At 47.1% G+C, this 26819-nt stretch carries 24 protein-coding genes and 1 tRNA gene; 21 read left to right on the top strand and 4 right to left on the bottom strand.

Annotated features, from left to right (window positions below; translation table 11 throughout):
• Positions 1-97: 97 nt before the first annotated feature.
• Positions 98-1495, top strand: a complete 1398-nt coding sequence (gene fumC, locus HYN48_RS11155) for a class II fumarate hydratase (protein WP_108371724.1) — start codon at positions 98-100, stop codon at positions 1493-1495.
• Between the two features lie 91 nt (positions 1496-1586).
• Here the strand turns inward: fumC and corA are convergent, their stop codons facing one another.
• Positions 1587-2669, bottom strand: coding sequence for a magnesium/cobalt transporter CorA (corA, locus tag HYN48_RS11150; RefSeq protein WP_108371721.1), 1083 nt, complete (start codon positions 2667-2669; stop codon positions 1587-1589).
• A gap of 68 nt (positions 2670-2737) precedes the next feature.
• Between corA and hutI the strand changes: the two genes are divergently transcribed.
• On the top strand, positions 2738-3976 hold the full coding sequence (hutI, locus tag HYN48_RS11145) for an imidazolonepropionase (protein WP_108373579.1): 1239 nt from the start codon (positions 2738-2740) through the stop codon (positions 3974-3976).
• A 53-nt stretch (positions 3977-4029) separates the two neighbouring features.
• Here hutI and HYN48_RS11140 read toward each other — a convergent pair whose 3' ends face one another.
• Complete coding sequence (locus HYN48_RS11140; RefSeq protein WP_108371719.1) at positions 4030-4920, bottom strand: hypothetical protein; 891 nt, start codon at positions 4918-4920, stop codon at positions 4030-4032.
• Positions 4921-5054: 134 nt separating this feature from the next.
• Between HYN48_RS11140 and HYN48_RS11135 the strand changes: the two genes are divergently transcribed.
• Complete coding sequence (locus HYN48_RS11135; RefSeq protein WP_108371717.1) at positions 5055-6098, top strand: formimidoylglutamase; 1044 nt, start codon at positions 5055-5057, stop codon at positions 6096-6098.
• A gap of 51 nt (positions 6099-6149) precedes the next feature.
• On the opposite strand, the gene HYN48_RS11130 is transcribed toward HYN48_RS11135, so the two are convergent.
• Entirely contained in the window at positions 6150-7883 is a 1734-nt protein-coding gene (locus HYN48_RS11130; RefSeq protein ID WP_245945949.1) for a DUF885 domain-containing protein, read from the bottom strand.
• 141 nt (positions 7884-8024) lie between these two features.
• Between HYN48_RS11130 and porX the strand changes: the two genes are divergently transcribed.
• From porX to HYN48_RS11060, 14 genes are all read left to right on the top strand, one after another.
• The gene (gene porX, locus HYN48_RS11125) at positions 8025-9575 is read left to right on the top strand and encodes a T9SS response regulator signal transducer PorX (RefSeq protein ID WP_108371715.1); all 1551 of its coding nucleotides are present in this window, start codon (positions 8025-8027) and stop codon (positions 9573-9575) included.
• A 77-nt stretch (positions 9576-9652) separates the two neighbouring features.
• Positions 9653-10060, top strand: a complete 408-nt coding sequence (tsaE, locus tag HYN48_RS11120) for a tRNA (adenosine(37)-N6)-threonylcarbamoyltransferase complex ATPase subunit type 1 TsaE (protein ID WP_108371713.1) — start codon at positions 9653-9655, stop codon at positions 10058-10060.
• A gap of 196 nt (positions 10061-10256) precedes the next feature.
• Positions 10257-11450: an alanine dehydrogenase gene (locus HYN48_RS11115; RefSeq protein ID WP_108371711.1), complete on the top strand. Its 1194-nt coding sequence runs from the start codon at positions 10257-10259 to the stop codon at positions 11448-11450.
• A gap of 36 nt (positions 11451-11486) precedes the next feature.
• Positions 11487-11861, top strand: a complete 375-nt coding sequence (locus tag HYN48_RS11110) for a DUF4258 domain-containing protein (RefSeq protein WP_108371709.1) — start codon at positions 11487-11489, stop codon at positions 11859-11861.
• Positions 11862-11921: 60 nt separating this feature from the next.
• A tRNA-Val gene (locus HYN48_RS11105) sits at positions 11922-11996 on the top strand.
• Between the two features lie 194 nt (positions 11997-12190).
• A complete protein-coding gene (locus HYN48_RS11100) occupies positions 12191-13531 on the top strand; it encodes a sigma-54-dependent transcriptional regulator (RefSeq protein ID WP_108371706.1) in 1341 nt (446 codons plus the stop codon).
• A gap of 165 nt (positions 13532-13696) precedes the next feature.
• The gene (locus HYN48_RS11095) at positions 13697-13978 is read left to right on the top strand and encodes a DUF7674 family protein (protein WP_108371704.1); all 282 of its coding nucleotides are present in this window, start codon (positions 13697-13699) and stop codon (positions 13976-13978) included.
• 148 nt (positions 13979-14126) lie between these two features.
• A complete protein-coding gene (gene kdpF / locus HYN48_RS11090; RefSeq protein ID WP_108373575.1) occupies positions 14127-14204 on the top strand; it encodes a K(+)-transporting ATPase subunit F in 78 nt (25 codons plus the stop codon).
• A 33-nt stretch (positions 14205-14237) separates the two neighbouring features.
• Positions 14238-15959, top strand: coding sequence for a potassium-transporting ATPase subunit KdpA (kdpA, locus tag HYN48_RS11085; RefSeq protein ID WP_108371702.1), 1722 nt, complete (start codon positions 14238-14240; stop codon positions 15957-15959).
• Between the two features lie 9 nt (positions 15960-15968).
• Positions 15969-18014, top strand: coding sequence for a potassium-transporting ATPase subunit KdpB (gene kdpB / locus HYN48_RS11080; protein ID WP_108371699.1), 2046 nt, complete (start codon positions 15969-15971; stop codon positions 18012-18014).
• Between the two features lie 48 nt (positions 18015-18062).
• A complete protein-coding gene (locus HYN48_RS11075) occupies positions 18063-18617 on the top strand; it encodes a K(+)-transporting ATPase subunit C (protein WP_108371697.1) in 555 nt (184 codons plus the stop codon).
• A gap of 29 nt (positions 18618-18646) precedes the next feature.
• A complete protein-coding gene (locus HYN48_RS11070) occupies positions 18647-19729 on the top strand; it encodes a porin (RefSeq protein WP_108371695.1) in 1083 nt (360 codons plus the stop codon).
• Entirely contained in the window at positions 19729-20859 is a 1131-nt protein-coding gene (locus HYN48_RS11065) for a sensor protein KdpD (protein WP_181248465.1), read from the top strand. The genes HYN48_RS11070 and HYN48_RS11065 overlap by 1 nt, the downstream gene beginning before the upstream one ends.
• A gap of 79 nt (positions 20860-20938) precedes the next feature.
• Complete coding sequence (locus HYN48_RS11060; protein ID WP_108371691.1) at positions 20939-22657, top strand: sensor histidine kinase; 1719 nt, start codon at positions 20939-20941, stop codon at positions 22655-22657.
• 103 nt (positions 22658-22760) lie between these two features.
• Here the strand turns inward: HYN48_RS11060 and HYN48_RS11055 are convergent, their stop codons facing one another.
• Positions 22761-23204 (bottom strand): response regulator, encoded by a 444-nt coding sequence (locus tag HYN48_RS11055; RefSeq protein WP_108371689.1) that lies wholly within the window; start codon positions 23202-23204, stop codon positions 22761-22763.
• Between the two features lie 307 nt (positions 23205-23511).
• On the opposite strand from HYN48_RS11055, the gene HYN48_RS11050 reads away from it, so the two are divergent.
• The 4 genes from HYN48_RS11050 (at position 23512) to lpxD (ending at position 26732) form a co-directional block, all read left to right on the top strand.
• Positions 23512-24228, top strand: a complete 717-nt coding sequence (locus HYN48_RS11050) for an energy transducer TonB (RefSeq protein ID WP_108371686.1) — start codon at positions 23512-23514, stop codon at positions 24226-24228.
• 11 nt (positions 24229-24239) lie between these two features.
• Positions 24240-25079, top strand: coding sequence for an endonuclease/exonuclease/phosphatase family protein (locus HYN48_RS11045; RefSeq protein ID WP_108371684.1), 840 nt, complete (start codon positions 24240-24242; stop codon positions 25077-25079).
• Positions 25079-25627 carry a DUF1697 domain-containing protein gene (locus HYN48_RS11040; RefSeq protein WP_108371682.1) on the top strand — a complete coding sequence of 183 codons (549 nt, stop codon included), beginning with the start codon at positions 25079-25081 and terminating at the stop codon, positions 25625-25627. The genes HYN48_RS11045 and HYN48_RS11040 overlap by 1 nt, the downstream gene beginning before the upstream one ends.
• 106 nt (positions 25628-25733) lie before the next feature.
• A complete protein-coding gene (lpxD, locus tag HYN48_RS11035; protein ID WP_108371680.1) occupies positions 25734-26732 on the top strand; it encodes a UDP-3-O-(3-hydroxymyristoyl)glucosamine N-acyltransferase in 999 nt (332 codons plus the stop codon).
• The last annotated feature ends 87 nt before the right edge of the window (positions 26733-26819 follow it).

The raw sequence follows: 26819 nt of genomic DNA, 5'->3' as shown, positions 1-26819 counted from the left end.
ACCGCTAAAAAAGGATGCCGCTTCCATCAGGGCTAGGCTTCCGGCGCAACGGGAAACCCTGAGCTCCGAAATTTTGCAACATTGTAATTTATATAAAATGGACTACAGAATAGAGAAAGACACTATGGGTGAGGTTAAAGTGCCTGCCGATAAATACTGGGGCGCGCAAACCGAACGTTCCAGGAATAATTTCAAGATCGGCGCTTCAGCGTCAATGCCTCTCGAGATCGTTCGCGGATTCGCCTACCTCAAAAAAGCTGCAGCTTACGCAAATCACGATCTCGGGGTCCTGTCAAAAGAAAAGCGCGACGCCATCGGACAGGTTTGTGATGAAATCCTTGAAGGCAAACTCGATGACCAGTTTCCGCTTGTAATCTGGCAAACCGGTTCCGGGACGCAAAGCAACATGAACGTGAACGAGGTCATTGCGAACCGCGCGCAAGTTTTGGCGGGTTTTAGGATTGGTGAAGGCGAAGCGGTCGTAAAAGCCAATGACGACGTCAACAAATCGCAGTCGTCAAACGACACCTTCCCTACCGGCATGCACATCGCAGCGTATAAGGCCGCAGTCGAAATCACGATCCCGGGTGTAGAGAAACTCAAAGCCACATTGGATGCTAAGGCGAAAGAGTTCATGAATGTCGTTAAAATTGGACGCACCCACCTCATGGATGCCACACCGCTTACCCTCGGCCAGGAAATTTCAGGTTATGCTGCGCAGCTGGGCTACGGACTGAAAGCGCTAAAGAATACGCTTTCCCACTTGTCAGAACTCGCTTTAGGAGGCACCGCCGTGGGTACAGGGCTCAACACGCCTGAAGGTTACGACGTGAAAGTCGCGCAGTACATCGCTGAATTCACCGGACATCCTTTTGTTACAGCGCCGAATAAGTTCGAGGCATTGGCTTCACATGATGCCATTGTGGAAGCACATGGCGCACTGAAACAACTCGCAGTGTCACTCAATAAGATAGCGAATGATGTACGGATGCTGGCTTCAGGGCCACGTTCGGGCATCGGCGAAATACTGATTCCTGAAAATGAACCCGGCTCGTCTATCATGCCCGGAAAAGTAAACCCCACGCAATGTGAGGCTCTTACCATGGTCTGCGCACAGGTAATGGGCAATGACGTGGCGATTTCGGTCGGTGGTATGCAAGGCCATTATGAACTGAATGTTTTCAAACCGGTCATGGCGGCAAATTTCCTGCAGTCGGCCAGGCTTTTAGGAGATGCCTGCGTGTCATTCGATGCGCATTGCGCCCAGGGAATCGAACCGAATTATACGCGCATCAAAGAACTGGTAGACAATTCGCTGATGCTTGTTACAGCTTTAAATACCAAAATCGGATATTATAAAGCGGCTGAAATTGCACAAACCGCACATAAAAACGGTACAACTTTAAAAGATGAAGCGGTGCGTTTGGGTTATGTTTCTGCTGAAGATTTTGATGCCTGGGTCAAACCCGAAGACATGGTGGGTAGCCTGAAATAATCGCAAATGCAATGGACATATAAAGCTGTCGCGGTCTGCGGCAGCTTTTTTTTGCTCATAAAGCACGTATTTTATCGGGTCAATCCGATAATCAAAACCACTTTTTACGCCGGAAATAGTACACCATAAAAACCACTGTCACGAACATCACACCCAGAACAATGAAATAGCCGTTTTTTGTCTTCAGCTCCGGCATGTTTTCGAAATTCATCCCATACACGCCCACAATAAAAGTCAATGGCATAAAAATCACGGAGAAAATAGTGAGCGTCTTCATGATCTGGTTCATCTTCTGTGCCTGCGAGGAATAAAAAATGTTCGAAGCGCTTTCGAGGTTATTCATGTCGTATTCGATCTGTTCGAGAATTTCGAGTGTTTTCTGATGTAATCGCGCGAAAAACGTATAATTGGACTTCTCGATCCCATCAAACTCGTCATCGTCCTTTATGCTCTTTAACGTGTACAGCGCGTCGCGTAGCGGCAGGATTGCGCGTTTGAGGTAATTCAGGTTTTCGCGCTGGTGCTCAATCATACCAAGGAATTCAGCGCGGTGTGACTTTTGCGCTTCGATGAGCAGCTTTTCAATATCGAATTCGTAATTTTCAATCGTAATGAAGAAATTTTCAATGATTGCGTCCAGCATCAGGTACAGCAAATAATCATTTTTCTTCTTCCTGACAATACCGCCGCCTGTGCGGATGCGCTCACGGATGTGCGCAAAGAAATCGCTTTTCCGTTCCTGGAAAGAAACGATCAGGTTATCCGTAAGAAAAAAACTAACCTGCTCAATTCTAATACTTTTAGCGTCCTGTTCCTCCAGTATCGATTTAATGCTAAAAAACAGCATGTCGTCATATTCCTCAATCTTAGCGCGGCGAAGCACATTGAGGACATCGCTGATCATAAAGGGTTCGATCTGCAATACGTCACCAATCTCACGGATCAATTCCGTATCATGCAGCCCATGGATGTTCAGCCATTTGACATCGTGCTGCTGCTGAGGGTCTTCGCATTCCTTGCGAAGGCGGTCTATCGTAACATTCTTATATTCTTCAAAGCCCTCTTCGTCGTATACAAAAAGTTGCATTTCGACTGGGTCCGACTTATAACTGCCTGTGTATTCGTAAAAATTTTGCTGGACTTTCCTGACCTTACTGTACTTGATTCGTTTCAACGGCGATAAATTTTACATAAAGATAGGAGTTTTTGAATTTCCAATTTACATTTACCGAAAATTCAATTATGCAAACCCTGCTTAACAATATCAGCCAGTTATTACAGGTTCGGGACACCCACATCGACAAGGTTTCCGGCGCCGAAATGGCACATTTGCCGCTATTGGAAAATGCCTGGCTACTCATTGAACATGGGCTCATTAAGGATTTCGGATTGATGGAAGATATTCCGGATTTTGGGATGCTGAAGAAAATCGACTGCAGCGGCCGCGTGGTGTTGCCAACGTGGTGCGACAGCCATACCCACCTGGTGTATGCGGGAAACCGCGTCCGGGAATTCGTGGATCGTATCAACGGCTTAACCTACGAGGAGATTGCTAAGCGCGGTGGCGGCATCCTGAATTCGGCTAAAATACTCAACGAAACGCCCGAAGATGATATTTATGAACAATCGGTTTTGAGGCTTGAAGAAGTGATGCGTCAGGGCACCGGCGCCATTGAGATCAAGTCGGGCTACGGACTTACAACGGAAGGGGAATTGAAGATGCTTAGGGTTATAAAAAGGCTGAAAGACAATTTTCCCGTTGCCATTAAAGCAACATTCCTTGGGGCGCACGCCTTTCCAGCCGAATTTAAAAGCGACCATACTGCTTATATTGATCTGATTATTGACGAAATGCTCCCTGCAATCGTAAAAGAAAACCTCGCCGATTACATCGATGCGTTTCTCGAAACCGGTTACTTTTCTGTCGAAGAAGCCGAGCGGATCATGAGCGCCGGAAAGAAATACGGACTCCCGGCCAAAATCCATGTGAATCAATTTACGGCCATCAGCGGGATTGCTGCCTGCGTAAAGCACGGCGCGCTTTCGGTGGATCATCTCGAAATCGTCACCGATGAGGATATTGAAGTACTTAAAGGATCTGAAACCATGCCGGTTGCGCTTCCCTCCTGCTCTTTCTTTATCAGCATTCCATACACGCCTGCTCGGAAAATGATTGCAGCCGGACTTCCGCTTGCGCTTGCAACTGATTTCAATCCGGGGACAACCCCTTCCGGTAACATGAACCTCGTGGTGGCGACTGCCTGCATCAAAATGAAGATGACACCCGAAGAGGCGATCAATGCCGCGACAATCAACGGTGCTTACGCGATGGGACTCGCACAGACGCATGGCAGCATCACCAGGGGGAAAACTGCCAGCCTGATCATCACCAAACCGATATCTACGTATTATCAATTGCCATATGCCTTCGGGAGCAATTTGATTGAAGATGTACTGATTCAGGGTGAATTACTGTCATAAAAAAAGAGCCCGTTAAGGCTCTTTCTGATTTGAATCAATAATTAACGGAAAATTTATTTGAGCGTAAAGCTTGTTTTTGATACCAATTCGCCTTTGTCAAAGATATTTACGAAATAACTTCCTTTGGCAAAATCCTTACCGTTGCCGTCAAGGTATTCACACACATCGACCGCCTGGTTGTTGTAAGGCACTACGGTGGTAAAACTGTAAGTCAGCGTCATGTCCCCGAAGGTTTCGGTTTTCTTATCGCCAATCACATTGTTCTTGCTGTCAATAATCTGAACATAATACGTTTTATCGCCTGATTTCGCGATGGCGTTAGCCGCAACGGCGAAGCACACTTTAAGTTTGTCTGCGCGACTCGCACGCTCTGTTTCAATTTGTTTTCCTGAGCTTCTTTGTTTAATGGCCTGCGTACGAAGGTTCATTACAACGAGCTTAGACCCTTTTTCGACGGTTTTCGCGAGATTCTCATTTTGGACGACCAAGGTGTCATTGAACTTCTTCTGCTGTCCAAGTGCGACGACTGTGCTGTCTCTTTGTACGGTAAGCGTTTCGTTTTGCTTTTTCAATTCCTCATTCTCGGCAACCAGCTTTTTCATGTTGGCCTGAAGCGTATTGTACTGATCGCGGTACTTGCGCAACGATGCCGCGTCACCTTTGGATTTTTGCAGGTCGGCAATCAGGTTTACGACTTTTTCGCGCTCGGCTATCAGTTCGTCAGAAACCTCTGTTTTATCCTTGATGGCCTGTTCGTAGGTGTTTTTCACAATCGCAAGTGAATCCAGCAGATTGTCTTTTTCTGACTTCACCGTGGTGACCTCAGTTTCAAGTTTCCTCGCATCGGTTGTCATCTTAAAAATATAAGCGAGACTACCCAATAACAACAGGGCTAAAACGACAACAACTGCCTTTAAGGATGAATTACTTCTTTGATTTTCCATAAGAGCTTTTTTTTGGTTTTTATAATCATTTTCTGCTTTTTAAGCCTAACAAATTTAAAATATTATCGTTCCTTTCCACCGAAATTAACGTAAGTTTATAGTTTTATGTTATTTTTGAAACTTAAATTTTTGTGATGGAAAAACTGATTCCTTTTACCATTTCTGATCTGGCGAAGGTGACCAATTTCAGGAGTGGGGAAATCAAATTCGGGGAGAAGATGCATACGGTACCTGTAGGCGCTGACCCCGAAAAGTTCATGAAAGGCTGCGAAGCGAAATATGTACTTTTCGGTATTCCTGAAGATATCGGGGTGCGGGCGAATTACGGCAGGCCCGGCGCAGCATCCGCCTGGCAAAGCGCCGTGAGCAGTATCGCAAACATTCAGCACAATCGTTTCTGTAAAGGCAGCCGGATTCTGGTCTTGGGCGCGCTGGATGTTAAATCGGAAATGGCCGAAGTAGAAAACCTTGACTTCAATATACTCGAAGACCGCGTAAAACTCAGCGCCGTCGTCAGCCGGATTGACAAGGAAGTGGCCCACATCATTTTTACCATTATCAAGGCAGGGAAAACCCCGATCGTTATTGGGGGCGGGCACAATAACGCCTACGGCAATATCAAAGGAGCGGCACTGGCATTCGGGAAACCGGTCAATGCGGTGAACTTTGATGCCCATTCTGATTTCAGGATCCTCGAGGGAAGGCATAGCGGCAACGGCTTTTCATATGCTTACGAAGAGGGCTTTCTCAGGAAATATTTTATTTTCGGGCTGCATGAAAGTTACACGTCCAAAAATGTACTCGATATCATCAAGAAAATTGAGGACCGGGTGCGCTATAATACCTATGACGAAGTAAAGATCCGGAAGCAAAAGGATTTTGAGATGGAAATGTTCAACGCACTGAACTTCATCAGGAACGACCGATTCGGGATTGAAATCGATCTGGACGCGCTGCCCAACATCGCAAGCAGCGCCATGACAATGAGCGGTTATTCGATTGAAGAAACGCGGCTGTTTGTGAGCTACTTTGCGAAGAGCCCGAATGCTGCCTACCTGCACATCTGCGAGGGCGCACCAGACCTGGGCGAAGATAAGAACAAGCACCTGATCGGAAAATTAATCGGGTATCTCGTTACCGACTTTATTAAGGCGAATTATGAGGTTATTGAAAATTGATCCGGACTGACCGGCGTATTGACCGGTATGCTGATTAAAAAATAACTGCGCTTATCTCTTGTCGACCATCAGCTCGCGAATGTATTTCACCGGAGCACTTCCGAAACTAAGGAACTTTGAGTGGAAATCCTTCAGGCTGAATTTCGCTCCGAGTTGTTTTTTGTAATCCGTACGAAGCTCGCAAATTTCAGAAAATCCTGAAAAATATGAGCAAAGCTGTACCTGCGTCAACGTGACACGTCGCCACTTCCCTTCTGCTTCAGCCTGTTGCTGAAATGCTTCATGTGTCAACAGATCCATAGCCTGTTGCTTGCCCAGATTTTTAGTATGCACCCCGATATCGAGGATTGTGTTGCAGGTACTCCGCAGGTTCCATTTATAGTACATCAGCCACATTTCATCAGAGTTGGCGTAACCGTTTTCAAGCATCATCAACTCGGCATAAACGGCCCAACCCTCCACCATCGCGCCATTTCCGGCTATCGACTTGATCAGGCTTGGAGATTGGTTGCTGTACACCAGTTGTGTATAATGACCCGGGATCGCTTCATGGATATTCAGAATTTGCAGGATATAGTCATTGTACTCACGCAGGTAACTTTCAGCCTGCTCGGCGCTCCAACCTGAAAGCGACCCAACATTATAATAGGTCTTTGCATTTTTATCGTAGGGTCCGGGTGCCGAGATCGACGCACCCGCCACACCCGCCATGTAATCAGGCTCCTTACGTACCTCGAGTGGTTTCGAAGGATCAATATACAAAAGGTCCTTCTGTTTGATAAACGCCAGCAGTTCGGGCAATTGCTTTTCAATGGCCTGCTGGAAAAGTTCCGGTTTGGTGTGCTGCAGTGAAATCCGGTCAATCACCATGCGGATTAGCTGTTTTTTGTCGGATGGCTTTGGCGTACTTCCCAAATATTTTGGCCAGAGTTTTTCGGCAATCACAAGCATCTTGCGATGCAACTCGTTTTTGTGCGCCACCGCCTTGTCATACATTTCCGAAGGCGTATATGCGGATTGGATGTCGAATTCAAACTTCTTGTCATACAACGTTTTGCCGAGCCTGAAATCCCGTGGTGCCGGATTTTTCAATTGCCTGAGCCAGTCGATATAGTCCTTGATCGCACGGACTGCAATGGCGCTTTTACGCGCTATCGCCTCTTTTTCATTTGCCGACAGGCCGGATTTCCGGAGTGCTTCCGGAAGGTCTTTTTCAAAAACCGACAAACCGCCCGTATTTTGCGCGATGGCCAGTTCCGTATGTTCAATGGTTGGATTCCTGATGTTTTGTTTTGCCGAGGCATAATAGGCGGGCACCTCTTCCAGTTTGCGGCTGATGTTCCGTAATCTCACCGACAAAGGCTCATACGTGCCGTTCAGTATTTCAGCGAACGGACCGCTTATGTTGTATTCCGAAGGGTTCCATTCCCACGACTTCATTTCATTGATTTCAAAAATGAAGGACTGCAGCATATTCTGTACCATCTTATAGTCAGTGAAGTTCGCCGGATCGAGTGTTTTCGGGTCGTATCGCGCTAAAGAATCCAGATTATCCTTTGCAAACGCGAGCTGTTTCGCGCGCATGCCGGCATCGTTGACCACCAGTATACCATCGTATTTGTGGAAACCACTTGACGCTGCAAAATTCGGAAAATGCTGCCAGAGTGCATCGACGAAGTTTTTCTTATACTGCTCAAACGCGGTATTCGGCTCTGACGATTTTTCTTTCGCACAGGACGCCAGAAGTACTAGTGAAAACGCCGCAATGTATATTTTTCTGATCATAGTTGACATGAATGGTTCGCTTTGTAAAGATACGTTTTTGAGGAAACGATTGTAGGAATTGCCGCGTTTAACTTTACAATAGTTTTAAGAAAACCCCGTTCAAGAAATGTTAAATTGCGGAACATTTAGAAACAACCAAGCATGGACCAGATTAAAATTTTATGGGTTGACGACGAGATCGATTTGTTGAAACCACACATCCTTTTCCTCGAGAAAAAAAATTATCATGTAACCACATGCAACAATGGCCGCGATGCCGTCGATATTTTTGAAGATGGCAATTTTGACATCGTGTTCCTTGATGAAAATATGCCCGGAATGAGCGGACTTGAGACGTTGCAGGAAATCAAGGAAAAAAAGTCTTCTACCCCGGTGATCATGATTACCAAAAGTGAGGAAGAATACATCATGGAGGAGGCCATCGGATCAAAAATTGCAGATTACCTGATCAAGCCTGTGAATCCGAACCAGATCCTGCTGAGCCTTAAGAAAAATCTGGACAACTCGCGCCTGGTCTCTGAGAAGACGACATTGGATTACCAGAAGGAATTCCGCAAAATTGCGATGGAACTCGCGATGGTCAATACGTATGAGGACTGGATTGAATTGTACAAAAAGCTGCTGTTCTGGGAAATCGAGCTTGAAGACATTCAGGACCAGAACATGATCCAGATTCTCGAATCACAAAAAACGGAGGCCAACAGCCAGTTCGGTAAATTCATTGAACGCAATTATGAGGATTGGTTTGCCCCCAAGGCCGACAGGCCTGTGATGTCACATACCTTATTCAGGGAATTGGTCGTGCCGGAACTCAAAAAGAAAGAACAGGTACTTTTCGTCGTCATCGACAACCTGCGTTATGACCAATGGAAGGCCTTCGAGGGCGTGGTGGCCAATTACTATAAGCTCGAGAAGGAGACGCCGTATTTTGCGATGCTGCCGACGGCCACACAATACGCGCGAAATGCCATCTTTTCAGGACTATTGCCGGTCGAGATGGAAAAACAGTACCCCCAATATTGGAAAAACGACGTGGAAGATGGCGGGAAAAATCTTTACGAAGCGGAATTCCTGAGTGAGCAGCTGCGCAAATTGGGCATGAATTTAAAGCAGGATTACTTCAAGATCACCAACCTTGCGGGTGGAAAAAAACTCGTGGAAAATTTCAAAGCGCTAAAATCCAACGATTTGGTTACGGTAGTCTACAATTTTGTTGACATGCTTTCCCATGCGAAGACAGAAATGGACGTGGTGAAGGAATTGGCCTCAGACGACAAAGCGTATCGCTCGCTGACGCTGAGTTGGTTCCGGAACTCACCGCTGTTGGAAATCATCCAGCAGGCACAGAAGATTGGCTTCAAGCTGATCATTACCACTGATCATGGCACCATCAATGTCAAGAACCCCTCGAAAGTCATTGGCGACAAGAACACCAGCCTGAACCTGCGTTACAAAACGGGCCGCAGCCTTACCTATGAGGACCGCGACGTCTATGCGGTCAAAGACCCGAAAAGTATCGGGCTTCCTGCGATAAACATGAGCAGTTCGTACATCTTCGCAAAGAATGACCTGTTCCTGGCGTACGTCAACAATTACAACCATTACGTAAGCTATTACCGCAATACCTACCAGCACGGCGGCATCTCCCTTGAAGAAATGATTGTGCCGTTCCTGGTTTTCAATCCCAAATAATTTATTTACAATTTAAGGTTTAAAGTGTAGTTTTGCCATGCACAACGTACAACTTTAAACCTTAAACTTTTTTGCAATTGGAAATTATCTTTTCCCTCGACGAAATTGGCCAGGCGGCGCAGCAGGTGCTGGCGCGCAATCCCAATAAGGTAATACTTTTTAACGGCAGTATGGGTGCCGGAAAGACCACCCTGATCAAATCGCTCGCCAGGCAACTGGGCGTTACCGGTGCCACGAGCAGTCCGACCTTTTCGCTTGTCAATGAATATGAAGCGGCAGATGGTCATAAAGTTTTTCATTTTGATGTATACCGTCTGAAAAGCGAGTCGGAAGCCTATGATATGGGTATGGACGATTACCTGTATTCGGGTGAATGGTGCTTTATTGAGTGGGCCGAGAAAATCCCGACGCTGGTGCCCCAGCAACATTCCGTGATCACCATCAGCGTGCTGGGCGACGGGACCAGAAGGCTCGTTTTGGCGTAATTCGGGTTGGACCTTCCATGGAACAGGCCCCCCGCGCGAGGGAGCGAAGCAGGGTGCCGTGCACCGCGTAGCGCCCGACGGCGTAGCCTGCCGAGCCGACGCGCCCAAAAATACTCATGAATTGATACCGGATTGCAAATCATGGTTGGCAAATGCCAACTTTTTTATAAATTAGGCAAAAAATATCCAAAGCCCTATGTCACTCACGCCGTTTACCAGGCAACAATTGCTGCCGCAGGAAGAGAAACTGGAAATCACCAGGCACAAAAGTGAACTTTTTATCGGTATCCCGAAAGAGACCAGTTTCCAGGAACGGCGGATCTGCCTGACACCCGACGGCGTGAATTCACTGACCTCGCATGGCCATCGCGTGATGATTGAGGCCGGTGCCGGACTCAGCTCCGGGTATTCCGATAAGGAGTACAGCGACGCGGGTGCTGAAGTGACGCAGGATACCAGGAAAGTGTTCGGGTGTCCGATGGTGCTTAAAGTCGAACCGCCCACTACGAGTGAGATTGATATGATGTTGCCGCAGTCGACACTTATTTCAGCCATACAGCTGAAGACCCGAAAGGCCAATTATTTTGATGCTTTGGCCAAAAAAAAGATTACCGCGCTGGCTTTTGAATTTATCAAGGACGATGACGGCTCCTACCCTGCCGTAAAATCGCTCAGCGAAATTGCCGGAACGGCGTCCGTACTTATCGCGGCCGAGCTGATGATCAATGACGAAATCGGGAAAGGCCTGCTGTTCGGGAATATTACCGGCGTCCCTCCTACCGATGTTGTGATCCTTGGCGCGGGAACCGTGGGGGAATTTGCAGCGAAAACTGCCATCGGGCTGGGCGCCAGCGTTAAGGTGTTCGACAACTCGATAACAAAATTACGCCGGCTCCAAAACAATTTGAATTACCGCATCTTCACGTCCACCATCCAGCAGAAAGCGTTGCTCAAGGCATTGAGACGCTGTGACGTGGCCATCGGTGCGATGCGCGGCAAGGACCGTTGCCCCGTGGTGGTCAGCGAAGACACGGTAGCGCACATGAAAAAAGGCGCCGTGATCGTGGACGTGAGCATTGATACGGGCGGCTGCTTTGAAACCTCGGAAATCACGACACATGAAAATCCGACTTTCGTCAAACACGATGTCGTGCATTATTGTGTACCCAATATTCCGTCGCGCTATTCAAAGACCGCATCGTTGTCGATCAGCAACATCATTACGCCTTACCTGATACAGATTGCCGAGGATGGTGGTCCCGAAAGTGCCATCCGGTGCAACAGCGGCCTCAAACACGGGGTGTATTTCTACCATGGCATCCTGACCAATAAGGCAATTGGCGACTGGTTTGGGATTGCGCACAGCGACATCAATTTAATTGTGTTTTAACGCAAATCCGTTTACCTTTGCCGAAATAATTCTCCTATGAAATTTTATGTCCGCCTGGCCTATTACCTGAGTGGCTTCGCAATCGGAATGATTTTCCTTTTTTTTATCCTTAACGGCAAAGACACAAGTTGCAGCTACTTCCCGAATGCCCGCGTGCTGAAGCACCTGCGCGAAGTCCCTTTTAAATATTCGGATCTGGCAAAGCAGAAGTTGTCTGAAAAATGGGTTGATACCGCCGATGTGCGCAAAACCCTGACGTACGGTGATGTCGATTTTGACCGCAGCAACATTAAATTGAAAAAAGGCAAGCTGTATACGATACAGGGCAAGAATGCCAAAGGTGAGCCTATCACGCTGGAAGTCATTAATTTTGACACGCGCGCGGAATTGCGCGACATTAAAAAAGAATAATATTTGCCGAATTCCCTTGCAGATATGAATACTAAGCTTATATTTGCAGTCTCGAATAGAGGGCGATTAGCTCAGTTGGTTCAGAGCATCTGGTTTACACCCAGAGGGTCGGGGGTTCGAATCCCTCATCGCCCACAAGTTTTAAAACGCACGGTTTCAAAAATCCGATACATCTTACGATTTATCGGATTTTTTGCTTTTTGGCCACCCTCTCGCGTTGATTGCGGCGCCAGAATGTCGTATAAAAAACTGAAGCCCGCCGTATAAAGATTTTACAAAATGTAGCGTCCATATAACTAAAACCGTAAGTTTGCTTAAAATTTCGAGGTTTGAAAAACATCCTTATTATCGACGACGAGGAAAAACTGCGCGGTTTATTGGCCCGCATCGTCACGTCCGAGGGTTTTAACGTAACAGAGGCACCCGATCTCAAAAGCGGATTCCGCAAACTGGAGCAAAATGATTTCGATGTAGTCCTCTGCGATGTAAAACTTCCTGACGGCAATGGCGTGGAGTTCCTTCAGAAAATAAAGGCCGCATTCCCGCTGACAGAAGTGATTCTGCTTACAGCATTCGGCAAGATTTCAGATGGCGTACAGGCCATGAAAAACGGCGCATTCGACTATATTGTTAAGGGCGACGACAACGACAAGATCATTCCGCTGTTGTATAAAGCCCTGGAAAAATCGGCCTTGCAGAAAAAAGTGATCCATCTTGAAAAACGGATTGCCGATAAATATTCGTTTGACACAATCATCGGAAAATCAAAAGCCATCGAGCAGGTTCTGGAACTCGCCCGGAAAGTGGCCCGCACCGATTCGACCGTACTTCTCACCGGCGAGACAGGGACAGGTAAGGAAGTTTTCGCGCAGGCCATTCACGAAAACAGCAACCGCAGCGGAAAATCCTTCGTGGCATTAAACTGCAGCACGTTTAGTAAGGAACTGCTCGAGAGCGAACTTTTCGGTTACAGGCAGGGCGCCTTTACAGGTGCTTTGAAAGACCGTAAGGGTTTTATCGAGCAGGCCAACGGCGGAACCCTATTTCTTGATGAGATCGGCGAAATGCCACTTGAATTGCAGTCGAAACTGCTGCGGGTTTTAGAAACCAATGAATATATCCCTGTGGGCGATACGGTGCCGAGAAAATCTGATTTCCGATTGATCGCTGCAACCAACCGCGATTTAAAGTCAGAAAGCGATGCCAACAGGTTCCGGTCCGATTTATATTTCAGGCTTAACATTTTCGGGATCCATCTTCCTGCGTTGCGTGAGCGCGTCAAGGATATTGCAGCATTGACGCATTATTTCTGCGGGCAATTTTCAGCTAAGACCAATAAAAAGTCACTGTTTGCAGACGATAGCTTTATCGGGAAACTTGAAGCCTATCATTGGCCCGGCAACGTCCGGGAACTTAAAAACGTCATAGAGCGTTCGGTGATCCTGACCGATGGGGAGCTTTTGCTGCCGGACGTATTGCCGTATGAGATTCAGTTTCCTTCCGACAAGGCCAATAAATCGGTGTCGGCGTTTTCGCTGGCAAGCGTAGAAAAATTACAAATACAGAAGGTTTTCAATTATGCGAAAGGCAATAAGGCTGAAACGGCCCGGCTGCTTGAAATCGGCATCGCCACCTTGTACCGCAAACTCGAAGAATATGATATTCGATAATGCATCTTATTGAATTGAGAAAAGCCTATCATTTTGATAGGCTTTTTTTGTGTTGTGTATTTGGCACATGATCGACATTCTCAATGATGGCGGGCAATTGCGGTTGCCGATACGCTTTAGGAATGGATTTGGCTATGACCGCGGGAAATAATAAAAATCATTCCAATGAGAAATCAGGTCACTACCGTTTACAAACAGGCCGAACGGCTTGCAGAGATTACCAAACATTCCATCATCAGCGGAAACGTCGCGAGGGCAAAAAAAATACTTGCCTTTGCAGACCGCCTTTTGATTGGGGGCAACACGGAAACCCGACGTGTGATTGCCAGTGTGTATGTCCATTCCGTCTCCAGCTTCCTGGAAGCGAGAAACTGCCGCATATCGAACCTTTTCCCCAACGCGCTCAGGCTGGAATATGTCAGCCAGGTGAATACTTCCGGGGTGTAAATGCAACGCCCTTCCGCATTTGCCATTTTGAAATACCAACAAATAAAAACGATATCATGTTACCTACAATTATCCTACTGGCGCTGGGCGTCCTGCTCTTCGCCATTTGTTTTAAATCGATTGACTTCTTTGAAAAAATGTAAAAACCATGACTGCACTCTTTATTATCGCCGTAGCCGTCTTCGCCTATCTGATCTACGTCTTAATCAAACCCGAAAAATTTTAATCTGATGAGAAATCATCTTAACCCTTTTTATTTATGAATACAGAAATCCTTGGTGTGTTCAGTATTTTCATCATCACGATTGTGCTGGCAATTCCTCTGGGAAAATATTTGGCAAAGGTCTTTTCGGGTGACAAAACCTTACTGGACCCGCTTTTCAATCCGATTGAAAAACTGATTTTTAAAGTAAGCAGCATCAATGCTTCTGAAGAAATGAACTGGAAACAGCATCTGAAAGCCATGCTCGGCGTCAACTTTTTTTGGTTCCTCATTTGCTTTATGGTATTGCTTTTCCAGGGTTCACTGCCTCTGAATCCGGACAACAATCCCTCAATGACAGCTGATTTGGCTTTTAACACCGCCATTTCATTCCTGGTCAACTGTAACCTTCAGCATTACTCCGGCGAAACGGGCGTGTCTTACCTCTCGCAACTGATGCTGATGTTCCTTCAATTCGTTTCTGCGGGTGTCGGAATTGCCGCCGCTGTGATGGTATTTAATGCAATGAAGGAGCGTACTACAGAAAAACTTGGAAATTTCTACAACTATTTTGTGAAGAGCTGTACACGAATCCTGCTGCCGTTATCGGCCTTGGTTGCCATAGTGCTCGTGTTTGGCGGTACGCCAATGACTTTTGAAGGCAAAGACAGGATTACCTCGCTGCAGGGCGATACGGTTGAAGTCTCGCGCGGGCCTGCCGCAGCATTCATCGGTATCAAGCACATAGGCACGAATGGAGGCGGCTTTTTCGGGGCAAACTCGGCGCATCCTTTTGAAAACCCAACCTACCTCACCAATGCGGTTGAGCTGTGGGCGCAGATGATCATTCCGTTTGCCATGATTTTTGCACTTGGATACTACCTGAGGAAACGAAAATTATCCTGGATAATATTCGGTGTCATGACGGCCGGTTTCCTTTTATTGGTGATTCCGACGATGAATGCTGAACTCGCGGGCAACCCGGCCATTGAAAAAATGGGCATTACCCAGTCGACCGGCGCCATGGAAGGGAAAGAAGTGCGTTTCGGTCCGGCAGTTTCAGGTTTCTGGAGCATTGCCACCACGGTAATTTCCACGGGATCGGTCAACAGTATGCACGACAGCGCCATGCCCATGTCCGGGACGATGCAGTTACTGGCCATGATGGTCAATTGCTTCTACGGGGGCTGTGGCGTAGGGTTTCTGAACTTCTATATTTTCATCATACTGGCCGTTTTCATTTCAGGGCTTATGGTAGGGCGAACACCCGAATTCCTCGGAAAGAAAATCGAAGCCCGGGAAGTCAAAATTGCGGCCTTCATAGCCATTCTGCACCCTTTGTTGATTCTCGCCGGAACCGCTTTGGCTTCCTATTTCGCGGCCAACGATACTGCTATGGGATACTGGTTCAGCGGGAACGCTACCGGCTGGCTTAACAATCCCGGCAACCATGGATTTTCCGAAATGTTGTACGAATACACATCAAGTGCCGCCAACAATGGCAGCGGATTTGAAGGCCTTGGCGACAACAATCCGTTTTGGAACATCACCACGGGCATCGTACTGTTGTTATCAAGATTCCTGCCGATTATCGGTCCGCTCGCAATCGCCGGATTACTTGCCCGTAAAAAATACATACCCGAAAGTGCCGGGACGCTGAAAACCGACACGACAATATTCGGCGTCATGGTGTTCGCGGTAATCGCAATTATCGCCGCCTTATCGTTTTTCCCGGCTTTGGCGCTTGGCCCGCTGGCTGAGTATTTTACATTAAAATAATTTATCACAATGAACAACAATAAATCCAATTCATTATTTGAAAGTAAACAGGTTAAGGACGCGCTGTTGCAGTCTTTTGTAAAGCTGAATCCGAAACTGATGTTCAGGAATCCGGTGATGTTCACCGTCGAGATCGGCACGGCGATCATGCTGGTGGTATGTGTCTCGATCCTGATGGGAGCCGGCGACCAGGGCAGTTTTGGCTACAATTTCTTAATTTTCATGATACTATTCGCCACGCTGCTCTTTGCCAACTTTGCCGAAGCCATTGCCGAGGCGCGGGGAAAAGCGCAGGCCGACAGCTTGAGGAAGACGCGTGAAGAAACGCCTGCAAGGCAGCTATTGCCCGACGGTGAAATCCGATTGGTGAGCTCTTCCGCGCTCAAAAAAGGAGACGTGTTCTTATGTGAGGCCGGTGATACGATTGCGACCGACGGTACGATTATAGAGGGACTCGCAACAATTGACGAAAGTGCCATAACGGGCGAAAGTGCGCCGGTGATACGAGAATCCGGGGGCGACAAATCGTCTGTGACCGGTGGAACCAAAGTACTCTCCGACAGGATTAAAGTCGTCGTGTCTTCTGAACCCGGGGAAAGCTTTCTAGACAAAATGATCGCTCTGGTCGAAGGTGCAAGCCGCCAGAAAACGCCAAATGAAATCGCATTGACGATTTTGCTCGCGGCCTTTACGCTCATTTTCGTCATTGTCTGCGTGACCCTGAAACCTTTTGCTGACTATGCCAATGCGCCCATTACGATTGCAGCATTCATCTCGCTGTTCGTCTGTCTGATTCCTACGACAATTGGCGGATTACTCTCAGCAATAGGCATTGCAGGGATGGATCGGGCCCTGCGCGCCAATGTCATTACCAAATCAGGTAAGGCGGTTGAAACGGCGGGCGATATAGACGTACTGCTTCTGGATAAAACGGGTACGATAACCATCGGAAACAGGAAAGCAACCCACTTTTACCCATCTGAAGGGGTTGCGTTTGCTGACTTCGTCGAATCGGCCATGCTGAGTTCGCTCGCGGACGACACACCCGAGGGGAAAAGCATTATTGAACTCGGCTACACCGTCGACAATGACATCAAAGCATCCATGAACCCCTCTGACATTGCCGAGACGATCAAGTTCACAGCAGAAACACGAACCAGTGGTGTGATCCTGAAAAATGGCACCAACATCCGAAAAGGGGCACAGGACGCTGCCAAAAGCATTGCGGCGCAGGCGGGGAATGATTTTCCGACCGATACCCAAGCGAAGGTGGTCGAAATTTCGTCAAATGGAGGAACGCCGCTCGTCGTGATTAAAAACGGCAGGATACAGGGCGTCATCGAACTCCAGGACATTATCAAGACCGGTATGAAAGAGCGCTTCGACCGACTCAGGAAAATGGGCGTCAAAACCGTCATGGTAACCGGTGACAATCCGTTGACGGCCCGGTTTATTGCAGAGAAAGCCGGGGTTGATGATTTTATCGCTGAAGCAAAACCTGAGGATAAAATGAATTACATCAAGGCAGAGCAGCAAAATGGTAAACTGGTCGCGATGATGGGCGATGGCACCAATGACGCACCCGCGTTGGCACAGGCCGACGTAGGCGTTGCAATGAACAGCGGGACTCAGGCGGCAAAAGAAGCCGGAAATATGGTTGACCTTGATAACGATCCCACCAAGCTGATTGAGATTGTCGAGATTGGAAAACAACTGTTGATGACCAGGGGAACGCTCACCACATTCTCGATCGCCAATGATGTCGCCAAGTATTTTGCGATAGTACCCGCATTGTTTATTACAGCGATACCCGCTTTGGAAGGATTGAACATCATGCACCTGCACAGCCCGGAGAGCGCAATCTTATCTGCTGTTATCTTCAATGCGATCATTATTCCGATACTCATTCCGCTGGCATTACGCGGTGTCAATTACAAGCCGATCGGCGCCAGCGCAATTTTAAAAAGAAACCTGTTGATTTATGGGCTCGGTGGCTTGATCATTCCGTTCATCGGGATAAAACTCATTGACCTGTTCGTAACCTTATTTATGTAATCAGTCCGGCTTGGCACCCACAGCAATCCGGAGCAATAAAAAAAACAAATGAAAAATATACTTTCCATCATTAAACTGACGGCCGTCCTGCTGATCCTCTTCGCCGTCCTGTATCCTTTGGCTATTTATGGTGTTGCACAATGTACGCCTGACCAGGGAAAAGGAAAAACGCTGTCCGTCAACGGCAAAGTCGTCGGCTATCAAAACATTGGGCAAAAATTCGACAAGTCGGTTTACTTCTGGGGACGGCCTTCAGCGGTAGATTACAATGCCGCCGGTAGTGCCGGAAGCAATAAAGGGCCATCAAATCCGGACTACCTGGCATTGGTTCAAAAGCGCATCGATACGTTCCTGATCGTACATCCGTACCTTGAGCTGTCGGAAATACCATCGGATATCGTCACGGCCTCAGGAAGCGGGCTTGATCCAAATATTTCACCGCAGGCCGCACGGATCCAGGTACAGCGCGTTGCAAAAGCGCGCCAACTGCCCGCCGGAAAAGTACGGCAACTGGTCGAAAGCAGAATAATCAAACCCACCCTAATGGGAACTGAAACGGTGAATGTGCTCGAGCTCAATATGGCGCTCGACCGACTCAAATAGCCAAATAATCATCTATAAATTTACGCACTATGAAAAAAATATCTTTTGCTGCAATCTGTTTTTTTTGGTTTGCAGGCACCCAGGCACAGGAAGTTACAACTACCCAAAGCCCCGTCACTTTTTCAGGGTATTTGGAAACCTATTACAGTTATGATTTGGGTGAACCCGAGGACCATACCAGGCCAGGCTTCATATACAGCCACAACCGCCACAACGAGCTGAATGTCAATATCGGTTTCGTAAAGGCCAACTATTTAAAGGATAACGTACGCGGAAACCTGGCACTTATGGCAGGCACGTACGCCCAACACAATCTTGCCGCGGAGCAGGATTTGTTGAAAAATGTTTTTGAGGCGAATGTTGGCGTCAGGCTTTCGCAACATCATAATTTGTGGGTAGATGCAGGTATTATGCCTGCGCATATCGGTTTTGAAAGCGCAGTGGGAAAAGACTGTCCGACGCTCACAAGAAGTATCCTTGCCGATAATTCACCTTATTACGAAGCCGGTGTGAAATTGGGCTATACTTCCAAAACGGAAAGATGGTACCTCGCGGTCATGTACCTCAATGGATGGCAGCGGATTCAAAAAATTGATGGCAACCAAACGCCGGCTTTCGGTTCCCAGGTTACCTACAGGCCAAACGCCGGCACAATGCTGAACTGGAGTACCTATGTTGGAAATGAACAACCTGACTCGATAAGGAAATGGCGCTACTTCAACAACTTTTACGGCTTGTTCAGAGTCACCGAAAAGGTAAACCTTACCGCCGGTTTCGACATCGGGATGCAGCAAACAGCTTATGGAAGCAGCGATTATGATGTATGGTATTCACCGGTTCTCATTGCCCGGTACAAACCCACCGACAAAATCCAGCTGGCAGCCAGGGCAGAATATTATCAGGATCAGAAAGGTGTCATCATCGCGACGGGCACACCGGATGGTTTCAGGACGTACGGATTTTCAGCCAATTTCGATTATTTGCCTGCAAGCAATGTGATGTTCCGGATAGAAGCGCGAACTTTGAACAGCAGGGATGAAATTTTTCTAGATAACAACAATCCCACAGATAAAAATGTTTTTTTAACCACAGCGCTGGCAATTTCATTTTGATGGATGGTAAAGAACATAATGCACAGCACTTCCTGGATTTGATCCAAAAGTCCCGCAAAGGAAAGTTTAAAGTCTACATCGGCATGAGTGCCGGTGTGGGCAAAACTTTTCGTATGCTTCAGGAGGCGCACAGCTTACTTAAAAACGGGATCGATGTCAAAATTGGCTACATCGAAACCCACAACAGGAAAGAAACACAGGAACTGCTTTACGGTCTGCCTGTGGTTCCGAGGAGGACGCTTTTTTACAAAGGCAAACAACTGGAGGAGATGGATGTACAGGCGATAATCAACCTCCGCCCGGAAGTCGTGATTGTCGATGAACTGGCCCACAGCAATATCGAAGGAAGCAAAAATGAAAAACGCTGGCAGGATGTATTTGAAATCCTCGATGCCGGGATAAACGTGATTTCAGCCGTAAACATCCAGCACATCGAAAGCCTGAACGAAGATGTGAAGTTCATTACAAATGTAGTGGTACAGGAACGCATCCCGGACGATGTTTTGCGTCAGGCCGACGAAGTGGTCAATATAGACCTGACATCCGATGAGCTGATCACGAGACTTAAGGAAGGTAAGATTTATACGGCAGACAAAATTCCGACCGCCCTGAATAATTTCTTTAAATCAGAACAAATATTGCAGCTGCGCGAACTCGCGTTAAAGGAAGTCGCTGGCCAGGTCGTGCGGAAGGTGGAAAATGAGCTGCCAAGGGGCATCGCGCTCAGGCACGAAAGACTACTGGCGTGTATCAGCTCTAATGACCGGACCGCTAAAATCGTGATCCGGAAAACGGCACGGCTCGCCACGTATTACAACAGCCGTTGGTATGTGCTCTACGTGGAAACGCCTCAAGAAAACAGTGACAAGATCGCTTTAGACAAACAGCGCCATCTCATTAACAATTACAAACTTGCGACACAGCTTGGCGCAGAAGTAATCAGAATCGAAAGAAATCACGTTACCGATGGCATTCTTGACATTACCCGGGAAAAAGAAATCACGACGGTATGCATCGGCAAGCCGCATCTCAGTTTATTTAAAGTAATTTTGTCGACAAACATTTTCAAAAAACTGCTCAATAATCTGTCTTCATCAAATATCGATCTTGTCATATTGTCATCATCGTGAGCACTTTCTTCGGGCAGTGATTCGATTGGATAATATTGAAAGATTTATAGCATAGGCCAAAAACAGCAAAAATGTACTTATGAAAATTAAAACCAAACTGAACCTGGGCGTAGGATTATTGTTTGTGATGATACTCCTGCTGGCGCTTGTAAGTGCCTTTTATATTTTTTCGATAAAGAAGGATACCGAAAGCATCCTGAAAGCCAACTACAATACGCTTGAATATTCCAGGAATATGCTGCTGGCACTTGATCGTATCACCGCTGCCGAGGGGAATTCGATAGCCGATTTTGAATCCAATTTGTCAAAACAGGTTCTTAACATCACGGAAACCGGAGAAGACAGGGTAACCCATGAGCTCAAACGCAGTTTTACCTCATTGAAAGCGGATCGCCGCAATGAGAAACTGAAAAGTAAAATCCGGCAGGACATATTCGAAATCATGAGACTCAATATGATCGCAATCAAAAAGAAGAGCGATATTGCCCGGACGACCGCCGAAACCGGAAACCTGATGATTGCCTCTACCGGGGCGTTCTGCTTCCTTATTGCGTTCAGTTTGCTTATCAACCTTCCCAACAACATCGCGAATCCGATCAGGGAACTCACGGAGAGCATCCGGCAGATTGCCAACAAGAACTATTCTGAGCGGGTAAATTTCATGAACCATAACGAATTCGGTGACCTCGCGCGGTCATTCAATACCATGGCATTAAAGCTTCAGGAATACCACAACAGCAATCTTTACAAACTGTCTTTTGAGAAGAAGCGTCTCGAAACCTTGATTAACAATATGCACGATCCCATCCTGGGATTGGACAACGACGGCATCATTTTGTTTGCCAACGACGAGGCGTTAAAAATTATGGGGGTGAAATCTGAGGATGTCATAGGAAAACGGGCTGCGGCTTTGGCTTTAACCAACGACCTGCTGAAATCGCTTATCGGCAATCAGTCCCACAACGACAGGCCGCACATGATGAAAATTTTTTACGAAGGAAAAGAGAGCTATTTTGAAAAAGAAACAGTAAGCATCACGATAACGCCGACGGGAGAATACGAGGCCATCGATATTGGCGAGGTCATTATCCTCAGGAATATCACCATCTTCAAGGAGCTCGATTTTGCGAAGACCAACTTTATCGCGACAGTGTCACACGAATTGAAAACACCAATCGCCTCGATTAAACTAAGCCTCCAGCTTTTGGAAAATAAGGAAACCGGCGTAATAAATGAGGGCCAGAAACAACTAATCGACAGCATTAAAGAGGACAGCCAGCGGTTATTAAAAATTACAGGCGAACTGCTTGAGCTGTCGCAACTGGAAACCGGGAACATCCAACTCAATATCGAGCACAGTAACCCTTATAAAATTATTGAATACGCTACCGGCGCAGTCAGGAAGGAAGCAGCACAAAAGCAGATTGAAATTCGGATTGCTGCGGAAGAAGGGCTGCCCGAAATAAAAGCGGACGGTGAAAAAACAGCTTGGGTACTTATTAATTTTCTAACTAATGCCATTCGGTATTCATCAGAAAACAGCCAGATCGAAGTACAATTGAAAAAAGAAAATAACCAGCTTACCTTCCGCGTCGCCGACACCGGGAAAGGCATCGACAGCCGATACAAGACAAAGGTATTTGATAAATATTTCCAGGTTCCGGGAAGCCAGAAATCCGGTACGGGACTCGGACTGGCAATCAGCAGGGAATTCATCGAGGCGCAAAACGGTACAATCGGTGTCGACAGTGAGTTGGGACTCGGCAGCACGTTTTACTTTAGATTACCAACAGTTTAAGAATTTCCATCAGGCAGACTGTCTTTCTAACTGATATCACCGGGACAAGTTTAGTGAAGCCACCCACGCAGGTTCAATCACATGATCTCGATCGACGTCACTGTTATATCAACCTGAAACTTCTTGATTCCGGGCGCAATGTGAGCCAGTCCATATCCAAAATGGTATTGATGAGGGTCCTGAGATTTTCCATTGAACACGGTTTCACCGCATAAAAAGTGGCGCCCAGATGCTGGGCCTTGCGGATGGTTTCAGGATTGTCTGAAGTAGTGTACACGACAATATTGAGCTGTTTAAGTTTCGCCTGTTTCCTGATTTGCTCGAGGCATTCAAAACCATCTTTTACCGGCATGTTCAAATCAAGGAATACCAGGTGCGGCAGCGGCGGGTTGTCTAGCAGATCCATAAGTTTCTTCCCATTTTCGACTTCTGTTAGCACGATCGAATTGTCGGCCGAGCGCAGGATATCTGAGAAAATCATCCGGTCATCCTCGTCATCATCGACCATAAAAATATGCCTTGCCGTGTGGGTGTTTTGCGATACCATAGCTGTATATTTTTGTTGCCAAAAACACAAGACAAGAATTCACGGATTTCCAGCGGTCATAAAATACAGCCCTTCGAAAATCGATAAACCATCGAATTATATTCGTGTAACGGTTAATCTGCCAAAGGTAGCATTAAAAAAGGCACGGTGAAAACATTGACCAATCTTTAATCGTTTCTTTTCCAGAAATTTACATGCCTGCGTATTTTTTTCACTCTATTTCCATTACATGAAATGCATAAAACATCGGCTTTAAGTTTTGGCTATGAATTTTTAAAAGTTAATTTTGAATGCAAATCCCTGCACTATGTTGAAAAAAATACTGTCATTGGCCATGCTGCTGTCTGTGCTCTGCGCAAGCGCCCAGGAAAGAGTTTATAAGGACAGAAACAATAAGGCGACCACGGCCGATTTGGCCGAAAGCTACGAAATCAGTACATTCAACAACGACAAGACACTGCAAACGATCAGGACCTTCCGTATGGACAATTCCCTGATCAGTGAGTCAAGTCTCGCTATCCGTGAAGACGGCGTCATGCCGCAGGGAAAGGCGACACTCTACAATCCCGATGGCAGTGTGGCCTGGTTTGCCAACTATGCTAACGGAAACCTCGATGGCGAATCGAAAACCTTCTGGCCGGGCGGCGCATTGAAACGCGACGAGACTTACTCGGCCGGGAAAATGCTCAGCGGGACCTGTTATGATGTCAATGGCGAGGAAATTCCCTACTTTCCAAGGGAAAAACGCCCTGAATATCCGGGAGGCATGACCGAAGCTTACAAATTTATCGCCAATAATTTCCAGGTCCGGGGCACCAAATCCGGCACCATTTATCTTACCTTCGTCGTCGAGAAAGACGGTTCGGTGGCAGACATTGAGATCAAGAAGGGCGTAGGAAAGCGCCTGGACCAGGAGGCCGTACGCGTCCTGAAAAGCATGCCCAAATGGATTCCCGGCACCCAGGAAGGCGTAGCGGTGAGAACCAGTTTTGCACTTCCGATTAAAATTGCCGAACAACCCTAAACAACCAAACCATGAACACCATACAAAAAACGTTCCTTTTATTGCTGCTTTCGCTGTCGGCTTTCGGCCAAAACCTAAAGGTGATGACCTACAACCTGCGTTTCGACAATCCGGCTGATGGGGAAAACCGCTGGGACCTGCGCAAAGAATTCCTCTGCAGACAGATTCAATTTTACAGTCCGGATTTCATTGGTACACAGGAAGTTAAGCTGCACCAGTTGAAGTATATTGACAGCACCATGACGCATTACAGCTATATCGGGATTGGTCGCGACAGCTCGCCCACCGGCGGTGAGTACAGCGCGATTTTTTACAATTCGACCAAATTCCGGGTCGTGAAGCACTCCACGTTTTGGCTCTCGGAAACGCCGGGTGAAGTGTCCAAAGGATGGGACGCAATGTTTGAAAGGATTTGTACTTACGGACTTTTTGAAAATATCAAAACCAGGCAGCGTTTTTACGTATTCAATACCCATTTCGACCATGTGGGGGAACTGGCGCGCACCAACAGCGCCAAACTGATCGTGAGTAAGATCAACGCCATCAACACCGAAAATGTTCCTGTAATCGTTACAGGTGATTTCAACAGCGAGATTAAAAGCACAGCATACCGATTCCTCTCCTCGTGGATGAATGATTCAAAAGTCATCAGCGAAGAACTTCCGTTCGGGCCGTCAGGTACCTTTAATAATTTTGAATTCAACAAGCCGGTCACGCTTTTGATAGATTATATTTTTACAAGCAAGGACAACATTGCGGTCACCAAATATGGGGTGCTCAGCGACTCCAAGGACTGCAAATATCCGTCGGACCACCTACCGGTATACGTCGAGCTTTTTCTAAAGAAGTAATGGGTACGTTTATCGCCTTACTGCGCGGCATCAATGTCAGCGGACAAAAGTTAATCAAAATGGAGGCGCTTAGACAGGCACTCGCCGCGCTTCACCTTCAAAATATACAGACGTATATCCAAAGCGGAAATGTTGTCTTTCAAAGCGACACGTGCGAGCCGGGTTTGTTGGAACAGCAGATTTCGGAACAGATTCTCGCGGAGTTTGGTTTTGAAGTTCCGGTGATGGTCCTGACATTGGAAGACCTGGAATTTGTGTGGCAACACAATCCATTTGCCGGGGAAGCACTGCCCGACGACACCCAGCCTTATGTCGCCATCCTTGCTGGAATGCCTTTGCCGGATCGCCTGCAAATCCTGCTGGCTATTGATTTTGAGCCGGACAGGCTGGTCGTTGTGAACCGGTTCATTTACCTCCGTTACCACCACGGTGCCGGTACCACAAAGCTCACAAATGCGGTGATTGAGAATAAGCTCAAAATGCGTGCGACATCAAGGAACTGGAAAACAATTCGGAAACTTATTGAAATGGCGAAGAATCACGGCTAATTTGAAATATTGGCTGTTAATCCGTTAAAAAAATAAAATACATAACCAATATTTGGAAAAACCACATTAAAAGGCTTTATTTGACCTTAACATCAAACCTTTGCCCATGAAAACCTTCAGCATCCAGGAAATTAATGAAATTTTAAAAGGAGAACTGGTTGGGGATACCACTTGCCGCATAACCGCTCCCGAGCAGCTTGATGCCGCCTCTGAAACTGAGATTTCTTTTATCGGGAATAAAAAATACGAACGTTGCTGGGCCGGGTCCAAGGCTTGTGCCGCTGTGGTCAATAAAGACATCACGATTGAGCCCGGAGATAACAGGGCATTCATTAAGGTGGGCAACGCCGATCTGGCCATGTCGCAGGTACTTGACCTCTTTGCCCCTCCCCTTCCTGAATTCGATCACGACATCCATCCGTCCGCGGTAGTCGATGTATCGGCGACAATTGGAAACGGTTCCCGTATCGGGGCGGGCTGCTATATCGGAAAGAATGTCAAAATTGGCGACCATTCCACCATTTACCCGAATGTCACGATTTTGGATGAGTCCAGTATAGGAAATCATACGACAATCTGGTCCGGAAGTGTGATACGCGAGCGTTGCCATATCGGACACCACTGCATCATCCATCCCAATGCGACGATCGGGGCCGACGGCTTCGGTTTTAGGCCTTGTGCCGAACGAGGATTGGTAAAAATCCCGCAAATAGGCAATGTGATTATTGGCAATGGCGTTGAAATCGGTGCAAATTCCTGTGTTGATAGGGGTAAATTCAGCTCGACCGTTCTGGGAGATGGCTGTAAAATTGACAACCTGGTACAAATCGGACACAACAGCAAACTGGGACGTTTTTGCATCATGGCCGGCAACAGCGGACTCGCAGGTTCTGTCACACTGGGTGATGGCGTCATTATCGGCGGAAGCGCTTCGATCAAGGACCATGTCACCATTGGCAGCGGCGCGACAGTCGGCGCGGGCTCTGGGGTTACAGGCGACATAGAGCCCGGAAAGGTCATGCTCGGCTATCCTGCTGTAGAGGCTCGGGATGCGTTAAAACAGTGGGCCATCTTAAAACGATTGGTAAAAGAATCTTCGAGATAGCGTAGTTATACCTTACGGAATCTCACAGTGTGCACCGTATCTTAAAATAAAAAAGTCCCGGATTTAGGGACTTTTTTATTGAATTCA

The organism is Flavobacterium magnum (genome assembly GCF_003055625.1).
In the GTDB taxonomy this organism is placed as follows: Bacteria; Bacteroidota; Bacteroidia; order Flavobacteriales; family Flavobacteriaceae; genus Flavobacterium; species Flavobacterium magnum.
Note: the sequence above shows the minus strand (reverse complement) of the source record. Positions and strands in the feature narration are given on the sequence as shown.